This window comes from Kitasatospora sp. NPDC057738 (genome assembly GCF_042798815.1).
In the GTDB taxonomy this organism is placed as follows: domain Bacteria; phylum Actinomycetota; class Actinomycetes; order Streptomycetales; family Streptomycetaceae; genus Kitasatospora; species Kitasatospora lactacystinica.
On the sequence record NZ_JBHVJT010000075.1, the window covers coordinates 19,248 to 36,629 of the forward strand.

General features: G+C 73.0%; 14 protein-coding genes. 5 read left to right on the forward strand and 9 right to left on the reverse strand.

All coding sequences use genetic code 11. From position 1 onward, the window contains the following. Nucleotides 1-198: 198 nt before the first annotated feature. Nucleotides 199-1,746: a hypothetical protein gene (locus ACFVGO_RS31625; protein WP_380635461.1), complete on the forward strand. Its 1,548-nt coding sequence runs from the start codon at nucleotides 199-201 to the stop codon at nucleotides 1,744-1,746. Between the two features lie 884 nt (nucleotides 1,747-2,630). Here the strand turns inward: ACFVGO_RS31625 and ACFVGO_RS31630 are convergent. Further along, nucleotides 2,631-4,841 carry a caspase family protein gene (locus ACFVGO_RS31630; RefSeq protein ID WP_380635464.1) on the reverse strand — a complete coding sequence of 737 codons (2,211 nt, stop codon included), beginning with the start codon at nucleotides 4,839-4,841 and terminating at the stop codon, nucleotides 2,631-2,633. Next, nucleotides 4,838-5,197 (reverse strand): hypothetical protein, encoded by a 360-nt coding sequence (locus tag ACFVGO_RS31635; protein WP_359905645.1) that lies wholly within the window; start codon nucleotides 5,195-5,197, stop codon nucleotides 4,838-4,840. The genes ACFVGO_RS31630 and ACFVGO_RS31635 overlap by 4 nt, the downstream gene beginning before the upstream one ends. 660 nt (nucleotides 5,198-5,857) lie before the next feature. On the opposite strand from ACFVGO_RS31635, the gene ACFVGO_RS31640 reads away from it, so the two are divergent. Beyond that, complete coding sequence (locus ACFVGO_RS31640; protein WP_380635466.1) at nucleotides 5,858-7,771, forward strand: serine/threonine-protein kinase; 1,914 nt, start codon at nucleotides 5,858-5,860, stop codon at nucleotides 7,769-7,771. Between the two features lie 66 nt (nucleotides 7,772-7,837). On the opposite strand, the gene ACFVGO_RS31645 is transcribed toward ACFVGO_RS31640, so the two are convergent. Beyond that, nucleotides 7,838-8,542 carry a hypothetical protein gene (locus tag ACFVGO_RS31645; protein ID WP_380356688.1) on the reverse strand — a complete coding sequence of 235 codons (705 nt, stop codon included), beginning with the start codon at nucleotides 8,540-8,542 and terminating at the stop codon, nucleotides 7,838-7,840. A 190-nt stretch (nucleotides 8,543-8,732) separates the two neighbouring features. Here ACFVGO_RS31645 and ACFVGO_RS31650 point away from each other — a divergent pair, with 190 nt between their 5' ends. Then, nucleotides 8,733-9,134 carry a VOC family protein gene (locus ACFVGO_RS31650; RefSeq protein WP_380635469.1) on the forward strand — a complete coding sequence of 134 codons (402 nt, stop codon included), beginning with the start codon at nucleotides 8,733-8,735 and terminating at the stop codon, nucleotides 9,132-9,134. A gap of 7 nt (nucleotides 9,135-9,141) precedes the next feature. Here ACFVGO_RS31650 and ACFVGO_RS31655 read toward each other — a convergent pair whose 3' ends face one another. Continuing rightward, a complete protein-coding gene (locus tag ACFVGO_RS31655; RefSeq protein WP_380635471.1) occupies nucleotides 9,142-9,870 on the reverse strand; it encodes a helix-turn-helix domain-containing protein in 729 nt (242 codons plus the stop codon). Between the two features lie 92 nt (nucleotides 9,871-9,962). Beyond that, on the reverse strand, nucleotides 9,963-11,477 hold the full coding sequence (locus ACFVGO_RS31660) for an MFS transporter (protein ID WP_380635473.1): 1,515 nt from the start codon (nucleotides 11,475-11,477) through the stop codon (nucleotides 9,963-9,965). 362 nt (nucleotides 11,478-11,839) lie between these two features. On the opposite strand from ACFVGO_RS31660, the gene ACFVGO_RS31665 reads away from it, so the two are divergent. Beyond that, entirely contained in the window at nucleotides 11,840-12,604 is a 765-nt protein-coding gene (locus ACFVGO_RS31665) for a TetR/AcrR family transcriptional regulator (protein ID WP_380635475.1), read from the forward strand. Nucleotides 12,605-12,661: 57 nt separating this feature from the next. Here ACFVGO_RS31665 and ACFVGO_RS31670 read toward each other — a convergent pair whose 3' ends face one another. Next, nucleotides 12,662-13,435, reverse strand: a complete 774-nt coding sequence (locus ACFVGO_RS31670) for an isocitrate lyase/phosphoenolpyruvate mutase family protein (protein WP_359905625.1) — start codon at nucleotides 13,433-13,435, stop codon at nucleotides 12,662-12,664. Then, nucleotides 13,432-14,868, reverse strand: coding sequence for a hypothetical protein (locus tag ACFVGO_RS31675; protein WP_380635478.1), 1,437 nt, complete (start codon nucleotides 14,866-14,868; stop codon nucleotides 13,432-13,434). Before ACFVGO_RS31675 ends, ACFVGO_RS31670 begins: the two co-directional genes overlap by 4 nt. Before the next feature lie 187 nt (nucleotides 14,869-15,055). Here ACFVGO_RS31675 and ACFVGO_RS31680 point away from each other — a divergent pair, with 187 nt between their 5' ends. Then, nucleotides 15,056-15,763 (forward strand): winged helix-turn-helix domain-containing protein, encoded by a 708-nt coding sequence (locus ACFVGO_RS31680; RefSeq protein WP_359905619.1) that lies wholly within the window; start codon nucleotides 15,056-15,058, stop codon nucleotides 15,761-15,763. Nucleotides 15,764-15,888: 125 nt separating this feature from the next. On the opposite strand, the gene ACFVGO_RS31685 is transcribed toward ACFVGO_RS31680, so the two are convergent. Continuing rightward, a complete protein-coding gene (locus ACFVGO_RS31685; protein WP_359905616.1) occupies nucleotides 15,889-16,392 on the reverse strand; it encodes a DinB family protein in 504 nt (167 codons plus the stop codon). Nucleotides 16,393-16,428: 36 nt separating this feature from the next. Continuing rightward, on the reverse strand, nucleotides 16,429-17,226 hold the full coding sequence (locus ACFVGO_RS31690) for a VOC family protein (RefSeq protein ID WP_359905613.1): 798 nt from the start codon (nucleotides 17,224-17,226) through the stop codon (nucleotides 16,429-16,431). Between the last annotated feature and the right edge of the window lie 156 nt (nucleotides 17,227-17,382).

The following is a 17,382-nucleotide window of genomic DNA, read 5'->3' on the forward strand; positions in this document are numbered from 1 at the left end:
TTCCATCTGTGACCGGCCTACTGCCGTTGCCACAGCCAGCGTGGGTCACCTGAAGCTGCCTCTGACGGCCCCGGACAGTCCCTGACGACATTGGCCAACCGGGGCCGCAAGCGCGCGGCCTGTGACAGAGTCTGACAATGGCCAGCGCCGTCGAGTGTCGGGCTGACGGCTTGTGAACTCCACCCCGGGGACGGAACCGTGAGTGCTCAGTTGTGGACGAGGCCGGACCTCTCCCATCAGCCCTGCCTGGAAAGGCTGAACGGCGATCTCCACGACCTCAGACTGGACGCGGGACTCCCTTCCGCACGAGGCATCCGCGATCGGATCGGCAAGGACGCACAGGGCTTCTGGATCGTCAACCACCAAGCGGTCCTGGATGCCTTCCAGAAAGCCGACCTACCACCGCTAGGCCGCCTCGACCTCATCGTCCGCGCCCTTGCCGAGATCGCCCGCCATGATGACGACGCTGTGGCTGACCGGTTCAAGGAACTGTGGAAGCTGGCCGTCAGCGAGACGGTCGCCCAGGCGCACGCAGACCTCCGGGACGACGACACGGAGCCTGGTGAGGAAACGGACGACAACACGCCGGGCGACGCCGCCTTGGAATCATTGAAGGCCCTGATCATCAATGCGGCACAGTCGCTGTGGGACGACAAGGACGCACTCAGGGTCTTCCTCGGCGTGGTCCGCCGTAGCGAGGGATTCGCCAGGATGGCGGACGCGTTGGAAGAGCACCGCCCGGCGAATGCGACGTTCTACGGGGTGCAGAGCCATGAGTTCGAGGTGGCCCGCTCCCCCGCACGTCGGGAACTCGTCGCGGTGCGCCACTGCCTCGAAGAGCACCGACTCAAACGCCGTTGGTCCTTCACCGAGCTGGAACAACAGACACGGGTCTCTGCGGACAGGTGGATCCGCTGGTACACCCACAGCGAACTGCCCGACCGCGACGCACTGGTCGCCTTCTCCAACGCGGCGCACCTGCAATTGGAGCACCACACGCTGCTGCTGGGGCTCTGGAGCGCGGCCCATGAGGCTCTGGAGCGACAGCGACGCTTCAACTCCCTACCCTCGGACATCGGCTTTGACGAAGCATGGGCGATGCGACCCCCAGCGGTACCACCGCTGTGGGCGCTCGCAGGTGTCGGAGGCGACCCCCTCTCTGCCCACGGGCCGGATCTCGCAACCGGATCCGCCCCCGCCTTCACTATTGCCGGACCTGCTGGTTCGGGGCGCTCCACCGCACTGACGACCATCGCGCGATCCTTGCTGACGAGCGACACTAGGCTCCTCCTAGTCGCCCCACGGCCTTCGCCGCTGCGCGAACTAGCAGAACAACCGTCTGTGCTGGCCTGCCTCGTTCAAAACGACATCGAGCGTCAGACGCTTGAGGAGGTATTGGACACAGCCACGCGGGACGACCCCGTAGTAGTGGTGATGGACGATGCCGAGGCGCTGGCGGACTGCGGTGCGTCCCCTGTGCTGAGGCAACTACTTCAACACGGATCAAGCGAAGGCGCAGCTCTGGTCGCAGCCGCCAACGAACGGGAGATCGACCACCCGATGAAGTGGCTGAGCGAACTGACCAACGCACGCCGGGGCCTCCTCCTCGCGCCGCAGACCTACGCGTCCGGCAAGTTGATCGGCAGCGCCTCGGCAACCTCTCTCGCCGGTGTATCATCCAGCCCAGGCCGCGGCTGGCTGCACCTCGGCGACGGCAGGCTCACAGCGGTGACCGTTCCCCGATAGCAGGGCCCCTCGGCGGTACGCCACCTCACCGGACTCCGACTCCAACACCACTACCTGGCGATCAGCCTGAGCCCGGAGCCAGTTCCCTCCGCAGCGCCACCGGGCCGGCCAGCGGCCGATGACGGGTGGTCTCAGTTTTGGTCTCATTCATCCCCGTCCAGCGGGGTCCAGGGTCACACCGGTGGTCGCTCCACCGCAGGTCAGGACGAGTGTGAACCCCGGCGGACGGCGTTCGGGAGAATTGGAAAGCGTGTTGGGGGCAACCCCTCACGAGTTCGAATCTCGTATCCTCCGCCTCCGCCCGCCAGGGCAGACGAGGGCCCCGACCGCTCAGCGGTCGGGGCCCTCGTCGTTATGTGGTTGCAGTTCTGGTCTCGGTTGCGATTCGCGACGCCGCCGATCGCTCGCCTGCACAAGCAGCCTGGGATTCACTCGGGCTCCGGACTGAGCCAACCAGTGGCGGCCGAGCCAGCGGTATGCCCTTCGAAGGGCAACACGCTCGAACTTGCCACAGAACACGAGTAGCCCGAGACCGACCTCACCCGCGCGTAGGGGATTGCTGCCCGTGCCCCGGCTGAGGCCGGTCACCTTTGTCTCGTGCCCGCAGGCTCGGCCAGGACCTATCGACCCTCTCCGGGCGATCACCCACCGCTCCCAGTCCAATTCCGCCTCCGACAGCGCGGCCTGGATCCGGTCCGCTTCCTCCCGCAGACTCTCCATCCGCTGCCGGGCGGCCAACTCCCGCTCCTCCAGCAGCCCCACCACCGACGGCACCCGAGCACCTCGATCGAGACGACACGACGCGTCAACTCTCCTGCACGACACCGGAACCCCTGCCCGACCAGCAGAAACTCGGCGATCAAGTGCGGTAAGACAACGGCTTATCAATCACCGCCCATCCAGACCGTCGCGATCCCGACCAACGCCTGCGCCCTGTGGTACTCGTCGGCGATGCTCCCGGCGACCCGCTCGGCCCCGTCGGGGTCGGTGGCGGCCAACAGCTTCGCGATCCCTGCCAACGCCTGCGCCCTCCGGGACCCGTCGGCGATGCTCCCGGCGACCCGCTCGGCCTCGCCACTCAGCCGCTCGGCCCGGTCCGGGTCGGTACCCGCCAACGACTCCGCGATCGCCGCCAACGTCCACGCCTTGTGGTACTCGTCGGTGATGCTCCCGGCGACCCGCTCCGCCCGGTCGGGATCGACGCCCGCCAACGCCCTCGCGACCGCCGCCAACGCCTCCCGCCTCCGGGGCCCGTCGGCGATGCTTCCGGCGACCCACTCGGCCCGGTCGGGATCGACGCCCGCCAACGCCCTCGTGATCGCCGTCAACGCCTCCGCCCTGTACGACTCGCTGCTGACGCGCCCCGCCACGCGCTCGGCCTCGCCGCTCAGCCGCTCGACCCGGTCCGGGTCGGTGCCGGCCAGCGCCCTCACGATCGCCGCCAATGCCTGCGCCTTCCGGGAGTCGTCGGTGATGCTCCTGGCGACCCACTCGGCCCGGTCGGGGTCGGTCCACGCCAGCGCCCTCGCGACCCCTGCCAACGCCTGCGCCTTCATCGACTCGGCGGTGATGCTCCTGGCGACCCGCTCGGCCCGGTCGGGGTCGGTCCCCGCCAGCGCCCCGGCGATCGCCGCCAACGCCTGCGCCTTCTTGGCGTTGGCGATGATGCCGGCGGCGACGCGCTCAGCCCGGTCCGGGTCGACGCCCGCCAACGCCCTCGCGATCCCCGTCAACGCCTGCGCCTTCCGGGACCCGTCGCCGATATTCCCGGCGACCCGCTCGGCCTCGCCACTCAGCCGCTCGGCCCGATCCGGGTCGGTACCCGCCAACGACGCCGCAATCCCCGCCAACGCCTCCGTCTTCCGGGAGTCGTCGGCGATGCTCCCGGCGACCCGTTCGGCCTGGTCGGGGTCGGTACCCGCCCACGCCTTCGCGATGCCCGCCAATGCCCGCGCCCTGGAGGACTCGTCGGTGATGCTCCCGGCGACACGCTCGGCGGTGGCCAACACCACAGCAGCGCCCTGGTGATGACGAACGGCACCGAGCCGGTCTGGAGGGAGCGCGGGGGCTGCTGCCGAGCGGTCCGGTGCCGGCAGCGAACACGAGTGGCGTCCCAGTGCCGCACGTGCTGTCTGGGCCACCACCGGCAGGCCGTTGGCGGCAGCCCTTTCCAGTGCGATCCGGGCGGCCTGCACCCGACCGGGGCCGCCGAGTGTCAGCCAGTCGGCCAACTCTTCGACGGCTGCCGCGCGTGGCCGCGGGTATCGACTGTCCAGTCCGGCGTGCAGTCCCTCGAGAAGCTTCGCCAGGTCCACCGCAGGCGGTGCTCCGAGTGTCGTGTCCGCAGTTGCGCCGAACCGGCGGTTGCGGGCCAGCCCGAGCAGGTCCGCTGTCGCGGTGCCTCGCTGTTGCGGCTCGGGCAGGCCCTCCGAACGGAGTCTGGCGTGCAGGTGCCGGTAGATGTCGCCGAGGCTGAGCAGTGGCCCGGCGGCTGGAGTCCCGGTACGCAACAGGTGCAGCAGGCGCTCGGTGAACGCGGTGTGCCGCTCCCCGGGCAGGATCAGCGCCGTACGGTTGGCCGGGGCTGAGGTCAGCGTGTAAGTGCCGGCGACTTCGAGCTGACCGAGGACCGCGTCGTCGGCCAGCGTGTCGCCGATGGCTCGCCCGCTGAAACAGCTGTCCAGGATCACCACCCGGCTGGCGGCCCGGCTCCCCAGGCAGGCGTCCCGCACCGCGTCGAACGGCAGCGCGGTGAACGCCAGCCGGCCGGGTCGAGTGCCGGCCAGACTCAGGTACAGGTCCCGCCGTCGCGGACCGAGCAGCCCATGTCCGCTGTAGTAGAACAGCAGCAGGTCCTCGGCCTCCTCGGCGGCCTGCACCAGCAGATCGCCCACCTGCTCGACACTGGCCGTCGACGGCGCCACCGCACAGTGCTTCGGGTCGAAGCCGCCCAACTCGGCATCGGTGAGCACCGCGGCCAGGTCGGTGACGTTGTTGGCAACCACCGGCACGTCCGGCAGCCCGGGATCGGTGTAGGCCGGGGTACCGACCAGGACGATCCGGGACCGCTGCGGGTCCACGGCCCGAGCGCTCACTCCGTCTCGCCGAGCACCTGACGCAGCAGTGCCTCGACGTCGTCGACCCGCTTGGCATCGACCTCCACCTGACGCCCGTCGGCTACCGAGACCACGATCCGCACATCGGAGCGGCGCGGCTGGGCCAGGAACGCCTGCAACGACGCAGCCAGCACGCTGACCGCCCCGCCGGCCCCGAGCGCGACCACCAGGACATCAGCCACCGCCCCCAGCTCCCCCGGTCCGGGCACCGCATCCGCCGGCGTCACCAGACCACGAAGCCCAGGCTCCTGGCCCAGCCAGTCCGACAGCTCGGCCAGCCCCTCGACCGAGTCATCGCCCTCCACAGCCAACCGCAGATCCACGAGCGCCCCCATAAACACGTTCCCTCATGCCGGGCCCCACCATATGGCCTCCGGCCGCACTGCCATCTGCCCGGCCCCGCGACCCGGAACCGGCGGCCATCGCAGAGACAGAGCGCGAAATGGTCCAGCCAGGTTCAGCGATCCTCCCCGTGGCTGAGGTCGCCCTGGTTGCAGTTCTGGTTGCATTCACCCTCGTCCAACGCCGTTCAGAGCCCAGCCGGTGGATCGCTCCGCCGCAGGCCAGGACGCCTACAACCGCCGCCGAACGCCCGGACGAACAGTTGGAAAGCGTGTTGGGGGCAACCCCTCACGAGTTCGAATCTCGTATCCTCCGCCGGCAGAAGGCCCGGACCGCTCAGCGGTCCGGGCCTTCGTCGTCTCGCGGTTGCCGTTCCGGTTGCGGTCGGAGGCGCCTCCCGCACCCGCCTGGCGGAGGCCAGCGGTTGGGCGGCGCTCGGTCCCGAGAGGGGCGACGGGTGGGCGCGACGGGTGGGCGCGACGGGTGGGCTGGCTGTCGCGGGGCCGTGGGCCGTGAAAGCCAGGGGCGGTGTGATCGTCTGATGATGATTCCGTGACCGTGATCCCGTCCCACGGGTGGTCCCGGACCGATAGCGTCTGCTCCGGACGCGAGGGGTGGGGACGGCCGCGCCCGGCGTCGAGGGGAGCGTGGGCATGCAGCCGCTGGCAGCGGACGATCCGCGGCGGGTGGGCGAGTACCGGCTGCTGCGGCAGCTCGGGGCGGGCGGGATGGGCCGGGTCTACCTCGGCCGGACGTCGGGCGGGCGGACCGTCGCCGTCAAAGTGGTCCGTCACGACCTCGCCGGGGACCCCGAGTTCCGGGCCCGGTTCCGCCAGGAGGTGGCGGCCGCCCGACGGGTCGGCGGCACGTGGACGGCACCCGTCCTGGACGCGGACACCGAGGGCGACCGCCCCTGGGTGGCCACCGGCTACGTCGCCGGCCCCGCGCTCAACGCCGCCGTACGGGAGTTCGGGCCGCTGCCCGAGCCGGCCGTGCGAACCCTCGGAGTCGGTCTCGCCGAGGCGCTCACCCATGTGCACCGCCTCGGCCTGGTGCACCGGGACATCAAGCCGTCGAACGTGCTGCTCAGCCTGGACGGCCCCCGGCTGATCGACTTCGGCATCGCCCGCGCGCTGGACGCCACCACCGTGCTCACCCAGTCCGGCCAGGTGTTCGGCTCGCCGGGCTTCATGTCGCCGGAGCAGGTCAACGCGCTGCCCGCCGGGCCGGCCGGCGACGTCTTCTCACTCGGCGCGGTACTCGCGTACGCGACGACCGGCAGGCTGCCGTTCGGCTCCGGGGTGAGCGCGCCCGTCCTGCTCTACCGGGTGCTGCACGAGGAACCCGACCTCTCCGGACTGCCCGGCCCGCTGCACTCGATCGTCCGTGACTGCCTGTCCAAGGACCCGTCCGGCCGCCCGACGCCCGAACGGCTCCGGGAACGGCTGGACGGCGACGGCACGGCCGCCGCCCGGCTGGGGCAGGGCCACTGGCTGCCGCCGGCCCTGGCGGCGGCGGTCGGGCGCAGCGCCGTGCAGCTGCTGGACCTGGAGGGGGAGCGGGAGGCCCGGGAGGGGACGGCCCCGGAGGAGAGGACCGCCGCCCCCGGTGCGGAGCCGGTGGTCGCGGCACCGGATCCCACCGGGCGCTCGGTGGTCGCCGAGGTGGCGAGGGCGCAAACGGGCGAGGCCGCGAAGGTCGTACCGGGCGGCGGTGTGTACGCGGTTCCCGGTACGGCTGGGGTGCCCGGTACGGCTGGTGCAGCCGGGGCCGGGATGCCGGCCCCGCCGGGTTTCGGCCCACCGCCCGTAGGGCTCGTCCCGCCCGTCGAGCCCTGGACGCCGGCCCCGGCCCCGGCCCCGGTGCCACCGGCACCGCTCACGGCGCCGACGGCGGTGCCGGGCTACGGGCCGCACCCGCCGCGGCCAGGCGGCCGACGGAGGTACGGCGCGCTGACGGCCGTGCTGGTCGGCGCACTGCTGCTGGGCGGCGGGTACCTGATGGTCGAACAACTACGGAAGACCGACAGGGACACCGGCGCATCGAACGCCGGGCGGACCGCCCCGACCGGGGGTGGGGCGGCACCCACCGCCCCGGTTTCGAAGAGCCCGGATCCGAAGGGCCCGGAACCGACCGGCGCTGCCTCCGCTCCGGCCGACGACAGCCCCTCGCCCGGCGCACCCCCCTCGGACTCGGGGCCGGGCGTCGTCCCCGCGAAGTTCCTCGGGACGTGGGTCGGCGAACGCACGGCCGCCGGCGGGGAGGTCACCACCGTCGTCCTCACCGTCGTCCAGTCGGCGGAGAGCGAGGAGAAGAGCAGGATCCGCACCGAGAGGCCGCAGTCCGGCACCTGGTGCGAGGGCGCGTGGACGCTCTCCCAGGCCAACGAGAACCGGATCACCTACGCGCACCGGGTGACCGGCTCCTCCCCCGGTACGAAGTGCCTCGCCGACGAGGACCACGGGGTGGTCTATCCCGCGATCACGATGCTGCCGGACAACACCCTCCGGTACAGCATGGACCTGATCAAGCCGGACCAGTTCATGGTGCTGCGGAAGAAGGGCTGAGGCCGGCAGCGGCCGCGGCCGGTACCCGGGCGGCCCGCCCGGGTACCGCCCGCGGGTCTGCGCGGGCTACTGGAGGATGTTGATCGCGCGGGCGATCACCAGGGCTCCGACCATCAGTGAGACGGCGGCCTGGGCCATCATCAGCGCCTTGGCCCACCTCCGGATCGCGGAGACGTCGGTCGGGCTGAAGGCCGTGGCCGTCCAGAACGACAGCGAGAGGTAGTCCGCGAAGATCGGCACCCAGTCGGGCGGTGCGTGGCGCGGGTGCTGCATCTCCGGGAAGACGAACGCGGGGTCGGCGAACGGACGGTACGCCCGTGCGGCCGCCCCACCCCGGTCCAGGTCCCAGTACCAGAGCGCGAAGGCGATGACATTGGTCGCCCAGACCACGCCGCCGGTCGCCAGCAGGCCGGTCGCGTTGTCGGCGTAGATCTTGTTGCCGGTCAGGATGTCGGCCACCAGCCGCCCGGCGGCGAACAGGTTCGCCAGCGTCACGAACGCGATCACCAGGTCGGTGACCACGCGCAGCCACCGCCGGCGGCGGTCGATGCGGCCGGGATCACCGACGACCAGCACGACGAGCAGGACGAACAGGACCACCGGCAGCACCCACGGGGGGCTCTCCCGATAGGTCTCGGGAAGCAGGACGTGCAGCAGGGCGGCGATCAGCACCGCGGAGACGACCGGCCACCACCGCTCTCCGGCCCGGGCGGGGGCCGTGCCGGGCGATGGGTGCTCGGGCGGCGGCCCCGAGGAGTCCGGTGTGGGCATGACCCATTCTGATCCGGCGCCGCGACCCGCGCGGGGACCGAGCGCGTCGGGGTGTCGGTGCCGCTTCGGGGCGGGCCCGGCCAGGCGGATCGGGCGCGCGGACCGGCCAGGCGGATCGGGCGGACCGGGCGGGCCCCGGGTGTCCGATTCGTTCAAGACCGGGTGCGCGGGGGTGTCTAGCGTGGCAGGCATGAATAGCACATCTGCACCGCAGTTCGCCTTCGTCGGGCTGGCCGTTTCGGACATGGCCGCCTCGGTCGCCTTCTACCGGAGGTTGGGGGTGGAGTTTCCGGCAGGGGTCGAGGGGGAGCCGCACGTCGAGGGCACGTTGCCGGGCGGGCCGTTGCTGGTGCTCGACACCGAGGCCACCATCCGGTCGTTCCATCCCGCGTGGCAGCCGCCGAGCGGCGGTACGCGCTCCGCGCTGGCGTTCCGCTGCGCGAGTCCCGCGCAGGTGGACACGGTGTACGAGGAGTTGACCGGCGCCGGGTACCACGGGGAGCTGAAGCCCTGGGACGCCTTCTGGGGGCAGCGGTACGCCGTGGTGCACGATCCGGACGGCAACGGGGTGGATCTGCTCGCGCAGCTGTAGGGGGAGGCTAGGGGAGCAGTAGCGCGGTGACCGGCATGCCCGTCAACTCCCGTACGTCGCGGGCCAGGTGGGCCTGGTCCGCGTAGCCGGCCCGGGCGGCCGTTTCGGCCAGTGGGACGCCGGCCCGGGCGAGGGCCAGGGCGCGTTGCATGCGCAGGATCCGGGCGAGGGTCTTGGGGCCGTAGCCGAAGGCGGTCAGGGAGCGGCGGTGGAGTTGGCGCGCGCCGAGGCCGACCGTCCCGGCCGTCGCGGCGACGGACCGCCCTGCGGCCAGCGAGGCGGCCACCGCGCGGATCAGCGGGTCCTCGGGCGGTGCCTCGGCCGCCAGGCGCAGGGCCAGGGCTTCCAGTGCGGCGGCCGGGTCGGGGGCCGCGTCGACGCGTTCGGTGAGGTGCCGGACCTCGGCGGCGGGCCGCAGGTCGGCCAACTCGACGCGGCGGTCGCGGAGTTCGTGGGCGGGGACGCCGAGCAGGGCGGGGGCGGCACCGGGGCGGAAGCGCACGCCGACCCATGGGCCGCGCAGTCCGGGGCCGGGGCGGAAGGCGTGGGTGTCCGGTCCGGCGACCAGCAGCCGGCCTTCCGTCCACAGCAGGTCCATGCAGCCGTCGGGCAGGACGGCCCCGGCCACGGCATCGCCCGTGCGTCCGGCATCCGTACGGCCGGGGGCCCGCTTCGTCCACACGACCGCGCCGGGCAGCCGGGACGCGCGCTCCAGGTACGGGGAGGACGGGTCCATGACGTGAGGCTACGCGTCCCGGGAGGCGAGCGCGCGGGCGCGTCGATGGCCCCGGCCGCGCGGGGCGGCCGGGGCCATCGGCCCGGAGGGGGTCAGCCGACCCGCTCGGCCGTGGGCTCCGTCGGGGCCCCGGCCGTCCCGTCGGCGGTCTTCCGGCCGTCGCGCATCAGCACCAGGGTGAGCGCCGCGGCTGCGACGACCGCGATGCCGCCCACTGTGAAGGTGGTGGAGGTGGCCGTGTTGAACGCCTCCCGGGCGGCCGCGACCAGTCCGCCGTCCCCGGTGGAGCCGCCCAGCGCGAGCGCGCCGGTGATGTCGTGGCGGGCGGCGGCGGGGGCGGCGTCGGGCATCGCACCGGTGTAGGTGCTGGAGAGCACGGTGCCGAGGATGGCCACGCCGAGCGCCGCGCCGGACTGCTGGATGGTGTCGTTGAGCGCGGAGCCGACGCCGGCGTGCTCGCTCGGGATGGCGCCCATGAGCGCGTTGGCGGCGGCCGGCATGCCGAGGCCGGAGCCGACGCCGAGCACCAGCATGGCCAGGGCGACCTTGGTGAAGCCGTCGCCGACCGAGAGGGTGGCCAGCAGCCAGAAGCCGCCCGCGATGATCAGCATGCCGATCGAGGTGAGCACCCGCGCCGGGACCTTCTTGCCGAGCACCGCGCCGAGCGCGTTGAACACCAGCGAGGCGATGGCCAGCGGGATGAAGGCGAGGCCGGTGTCGGTGGGCGAGAACTCCAGCACGAACTGGAGGTACTGGGTGAGGACCAGCATCAGCCCGCCGGTGGCGAAGGTCAGCAGGACGAGCGAGAAGCTGGCGCCGGTGAAGACCCGGTTGCGGAACAGGTTGAGCGGGACCATCGGCGAGTCGGTGCGGACCTGCCGGACGGCGAAGCCGGTCAGCGAGGCCACCGCGAGCAGGAGCGCGCCGAGGGTGCTCGCGCTGGTGAAGCCGTCCCGGGGCAGCACGATGATCGACCAGACCAGCGCCGTCATGCCGACCATCGACAGCACCATGCCCGGCAGGTCGGGTCGGCGCCACGGCCCCTTGGACTCCGGCATCAGCAGCACCGCGGCGATGATGGCGACCGCCGCGATCGGCACGTTGAGCAGGAAGACCGCGCCCCACCAGAAGTGCGCGATCAGCGCGCCGCCCAGCACCGGACCGCCGACCAGGCCGATCATGGCCACGGCGGTCCAGGCGGCGATCGCCTTCGGGCGTTCCTCGTCGTCGAAGACGGTGATCAGGATGGAGAGCGTGCTCGGCATGACCAGCGCGCCGCCGACGCCCATCAGGACGCGCCCGGCGATCAGCTCACCGGAGCTGCCGGCGTAGGCCGCGACCAGTGAGGCCGCGCCGAACAGCGCGAGTCCGACGATCATCACCTTCCGCCGTCCGAAGCGGTCGGAGAGGCTGCCCGAGGTGAGCAGCAGGCCGGCGAAGACCAGGATGTACGAGTCGATGATCCACTGGATGTCCTGCGCCCCGGCCTTGAGGTCCTCCGCGATCGGCGGGATGGAGACCGTGAGCACCATGTTGTCGATCACCAGCACCAGGCTGCTGAGACAGAGCACGACCAGAATGAGCCAGCGCTGCGGATGACGTTGCACGGCGTTTTCCCCCTTTGAACTTCTCGCGTCGAACCCGGGTTTGAACTTCTCGCTGCGAACCCGGGCTCGGGCTTGGGCTTCGGGCTTCGGAATGAGCGCGCGAGCCGTGGCCGTGGCCGGCCGGAGCCGCGCGGAAGTCGTCGCGGGCACACCGCCCTCCGTCCCCAGGGGTACGGTGTGCGCCGCTCCGAACACTGTACGGACACCGCACACTGTTCGCAATGCCGCACGCCGTTCGATCTCCGCACGCCGTTCGATCTCCGCACACCGTTCGCGGCGCCGTACACTGTTCGCAGCGAGCTGTGGCAAGCTGCGCCGCACCGGACCGGGTCCGGCGATCGACGACTGGCGAGGAGGGCCCGATGGCGGCCAAATCAGAGGACGGCACGACCCCGGGCATCCCCCTGCCGTGGAACCGGCCCCAACGACGGCGGGAGCAGCCCTCCCTCAGCCGCGAGCAGATCGTCGCCGAGGCCTTCGCACTGCTGGACTCCGACGGCATCGACGCGCTGAGCATGCGCAAGCTCGCCGCCCGGCTGAACGCCGGCGCGACCTCGCTCTACACCCACGTCGCCAACAAGGAGGAACTGCTCGCCCTGGTCGTCGACCAGGTCTTCGGTACCCTCCCGCAGCCGGAGGCCGAGGGCTCCGAGGACCCGAAGGTCTGGCGCGCGAAAATCATGGAGTGCGCCGAGAGCATGCGCGCGACCATCATTCGCTACCCGTGGATGGTCTCGGTGATCGGCGACGTCGGGATGATCTACCTCGGCCCCAACTGGATGCGCATCTCCGAGTCCCTGCTGGCCGTCCTGGACACGGCCGGCTTCGAGATGGGCGACGCGAACGACGCGATGAGCGCTGTGATGGGCTACACCATCGGAACCGCCTGCGTGGAGGCCTCCTGGGTGAGCTCGCTGGCCCGCAGCGGCCACGACGAGCAGGAGTGGATCAACCGGCTCCTGCCCACCGTCATCGAGGCCACCAAGGAGTTCCCGCGACTGCACCGGCTGTACACCACCGAGGTTCCGGGCGAGGTCGAGGCGGGCCGGGACAGCAGCTTCGCCCGGGGCGTCAACGTCATCCTGGACGGGATCGAGGCGGCCCGCACCGCCCGCCACGGGGCCTGAGGGCGCCGGCCCTGGGGCGCCGGCCCGGGGCCGCCCGTGACCGCTCCCCGGAGACGCTCAACTCCCGCTGAGGGCCTGCACCTCCGCGTACCCCGGCACCCGACCGACCGGCTCGCCCGCCGCGACGGCCGCCGCCGTGGCCACCGCCGCCGCCAGTGCCGCGCGGTACAGCAGCGAGCCCAGGCTGACCCGGGCCACCCCGAGCGCGGCCAGCTCGGCGAGGCCCGGGCCGGCCGGCGTCCAGAGGATGTTCAGCGGGACGGAGAGCGCGCCGACCAGCCGGCCGATGGCCGCCGGATCGGCCGGCCCGGGGACGAACACGCCGTCCGCGCCCGCCTGCTGGTAGGCGTCCAGGCGCCGGAGCGCCCCCGCCTCGGGGGCGTCCTGCCCGCACCAGTAGGTGTCGGTGCGGGCGTTGACGAACAGCTCCGGCACGGCCGCCTTCACCGCCGCGATCTTGGCGGCATGGCGGTCGACGGGGGTCAGCGAACCGTCCGCCCGGCCGTCCTCCAGGTTGATGCCGACCGCTCCGGCCTTCGCCAACTCCACGGCCAGTTCGGCGACTTCGTCCGGATCGTCGCTGAACCCGGACTCCGCGTCGACGCTCAGCAGGAAGCCGACCCGCCCGAGCCGGCGCGCCAGCCGTACCGTCTCCGCGCGGGTGGCGGCGGCACCGTCGGGCAGGCCGGCGACGGCAGCCACGCCCAGGCTGGTGGTGCCGATCGCGGGGTGCCCCTGGGCGGCGAGGGCGACGGCCGAGGCGTGGTCCCAGGCGTTGGGGAGCAGCAGCGGACGGCCGGGGCGGTGGTGCAGGGCGGCGAAGGGGGTCATCGGGTCGTCTCCGTCGGGTCGTTCGTGAGGTTTCCGGTCGCGTCCGCCGGGGTGTCGGTCGCGCCGTCCGGGCTGCCGGTCGCACCCGCGGGGCTGCCGAGCGCGCCGACCGAGTCCGCGTAGTAGTACCCGGCCCCGGAGACGTGCCGGACGATCTGCCGGAAGCTCCAGCCCGTCCCCGGCGAGTCGTCCAACCACTCGTCCGGCAGTGCGGTGATCCGCCGGGACCAGATCCCGGCCAGCCGGGTCAGCCGGCTGCGGGCCTCGTCCAGGTCGGCGGTGGTGAACGGGGCCAGGTCGGCCGGGGTGGTGACACCGGAGGCGTGCCAGCGGTCGGGCTCGGTCGGCTCACCGGCCACCCGGGCCTCCAACTCGGCGAGGTGGTCGACAAGATGGTCGGCGATACGGCGAACAGCCTTGTGCGGCGTGTAGGTTCGGCCGTCGGCGTTGACGATCGGGCGACCGCCCCAGGCCGTCCAGCCGGCCGCCAGGACGAGCACGCGCTCGACCATCTCCGGTACCAGGGAGGCGAGTTCGACCTTCCCCCGATCCGGCGCGGGCGGCATGTCCGGCGCCCCGGTGTCCGCCGGATCGGAGGCGCCGTACAGGATGCCCTCGGCGATGACCAGGGCCTGCGAGCGGCCCGGGCAGCTCCGGGGCGGTGCGCCGAAGGTGAGCGCGACGCCCTCCGGCGCCCCGGACTGGGCCGCCGCGATGTCGAGCAGGACCAGCGTCCCGGCCGGTACCGCGACCCGGCCGACCTCGGTCGCCCGGGCGGCGAGACGACGCATCGTCCGGACCGGCGGGTCCGCACGCAGCACGCCGGCCAGACCGTTCTCGTGCCGGCGGGCGCCCTCAACCAGCGCGGCGGTGGCGTCGCAGGCCTGGACGAGCAGGCCGATCCGGTTCGCGGCCGTCTCCTCGTCCCGGTCCCCCGCCGCCTCGTCCCGGTCCGCCATCAGGGACAGCAGCCGGGCCACCGCCGCGTCCGCCGCCGGGGCGGCGGCCACCGTGTCGGCGGCCACCGGGTCGGCCTGCGCATCGGCGAAGTACGCCCGGGACACCGTCGCGACGTCCCGCGCCACGGCCTCCGGGTCGGCCAGGCCGAGTTCCGCCGCGAGCACCCGGACCACCCGCAGCCGGACGTCGGACTCGAAGCCGGCGGCCGCGGCCACCCGCAGCCGGTCCGGGTCCAGCCGCTCCAGGTCCGCCAGCACCAGCGCCCGGCGCCGGGCGTGCGGCTCGCCGGAACTGAACCGGGCGACGGCGGACCGCAGCCAGGCCACCGTGCCGGGGGCGGCGCCGGGCGCTCCGGGCACGGCCGGCCCGGCGGGCGGCGGGACCAGCGCCGGGTCGGCCAGCGCCGCCGTCACGTCGTCGTAGCGGGAGAAGGTCATCGTCGCGGGGCCGGAGACCACCGTGGTTTCGCTCATGCCGTCATCGTGGCCCCGGGTCGTTTCGGCCCCGGCCGAACCGTGCGGGGGTGACGATGACGGCATGTCCCCGGCTCCGCTCCCCCACGCGGCCCCGCCGCCGCGACCGCCCCGTCCTCCGTGCGCCGCTCCGCCCCGGTACGCGACTCGGCGCCCGCCCGCACCCTCGTGCCCCGACCATGGAGGCATGACGCTCGCCGCCTTCGCCGCCCTGCTCGCCGACCCCACCCGCGCCGCCATCTGCACGGCGCTGCTCGACGGTCGCGCCTGGACCGCGGGTGAGCTGGCCCGCCTCGCGCGCGTGGCGCCGTCCACGGCCAGCGAGCACCTGTCCCGGCTGATCGCGGGCGGGCTGCTGGCCGAGGAACGACAGGGCCGGCACCGGTACGTCCGGCTGGCCACGCCCGCGGTGGCCACGCTGATCGAGGACCTCACCGTCTTCGCCGAGTCCGGCACCGGCCCCGGCACCGGCCCCGCGACCGCGCCGCGCAACCTGACCGAGGCCACCCGGCTGAGTGCCGAGGCCCGGGCCCGTACCTGCTACGACCACCTGGCCGGACGCCTCGGCGTGGCCGTGTCGGACGCGCTGTTCGCCCGCGGCCTGGTCACCGAGGAGGGCGGGCTGGCCGTCACCGGGCACGGCCAGGACTGGCTGGCCGCGCAGGCGATCGAGCTGCCGCCGCGCGCGGGCCGCCGGGGCGGACGCCCGGTCGTGCGCGGTTGCCTGGACTGGACGGAACGCCGCACCCACCTGGGCGGGGCACTCGGCGCGGCACTCTGCCGGGCCGCCCTGGACCGTGCCTGGGTGGAGCGGATCGGCTCCGGCCGGGCCCTTCGGGTCACCCCGGACGGCGGCCGGGCGCTGCGCGAGCTCCTCGGCGTGGAGCTGCCCTGACGGCCGTCCCCGGCGCCGCTCGAACCGCCGCTCGATGTGCCGGGCGAACCGCCGCTCGATGCGCCGCTCGAACCGCCGCTCGGTTGCCGCTCGAACCGCCGCTCGGTTGCCGGGCGAGCCGCCGCTCAGCCCATCGACTTCGCCCCGTCCAGCGACTCCCGGATGATGTCCGCGTGCCCGGCGTGCTGCGCGGTCTCGGCGATCAGGTGCAGCAGCACCCGCCGGGCCGACCAGGCCGTGCCCGGCGGGAACCAGGGTGCGGGCGGCAGCTCGTGGGCGAGGTCGAGGTCGGGCAGGGTCCGGACCAGCTCGTCCGTCCCGCGCGCCGTCCGCTCGTACTCGGCGAGCAGCCCGGCCAGGGTGTCGCCCTCCGCCATCCGGAACTGGGCCGCCCAGGCGTCCGGGTCGGCGGCGCCCCCGTCCCCGCGCCGCATCGCCTCCGCGCCGCCGGTCATGAACCGCGCCCAGCGCGCCTCGACCGCCGCCACGTGCTTGACCAGGCCGCCGAGGCACAGCTCGCTGACCGTGGTGCGCTCGGCCGCCTGCGCGTCGGTGAGGTCCCGTACGGTGCGCCGCAGCAGTTCGCGGTGCTTGTCCAGCGTTTCGACGAGTTCCTCGCGCTCACCCATCGGCCACCCCTGCCGCTCGTCGTCCCGTCGGACGCATCAGATGTCCACCGTCTCCGGCTGCTCCCCTACCCGCCGACCGATGTCGATCAACCCGAAGGCCGCCCCCTGCGGGTCGCCGACCGCCGCGAACCGGCCGAACGGGCTGTCCATCGGCCCGAAGTACACCTTGCCGCCGCGGGCCGTCAGCCGGCCGATCGCGGCGTCGGTGTCGTCCACCGCGAAGTAGACGCTGATGTACGAGGGCGCCTCGGGCGGCAGGAAGTCCCCTTCCGCGCCCATTCGGCCGAGCACCGGCCGGTCGTCGACCTGGAACATCCGGTAGTCGAAGTCCCCGCCCGCCATCTTCTTCACGCCGAACGGGAAGACCGCCGGGAAGAAGGCGTCCGCCTTCGCGGGCTCGCGGGTCACCAACTCGGCCCAGGTGTAGGCGCCGGGCTCGCCCTGCTTCTCGAAGCCCTCGTGCCGGCCGGCCTGCCAGACGCCGAACACCACTCCGGCCGGGTCCTTGGCGATCACCATCGTGCCGAAGTCGCCGACCTGCATCGGCCCCATGACCACCTCGCCGCCGTTGGCGCGGATCCGCGTCGCGGTGGCACCGGCGTCGGGCGAGGCCAGGTAGAGGCACCAGGCGGACTGGGCCTCCGCGCCCGGCATCGGCGGCACGATCGCGGCGACCGCCTTGCCGTCCGAGTAGGCCTGGGTGTAGTTCCCGAACTCCGACGAGCTCTCGCCGAAGGTCCAGCCCAACACGTCGCCGTAGAAGGCCTTCGCGCCCTCCAGGTCGGTGAACATCGCGTCGGCCCAACAGGGTGTGCCCTCAGGTAGCGCAGCCATCTCTCTGCCCTCGTGTGTGGCGAAAGTGCGCGCGCCGGAGGGCGCGCGCCGGCCCCCGGTTCGCCCACCTCGCCCCAACTCGGAGAAACCCACAAAGCCGGGAACACACCGATGTCGCCCACTCCCCCCCCCCCTCCACTCAACTCCGAACCACCT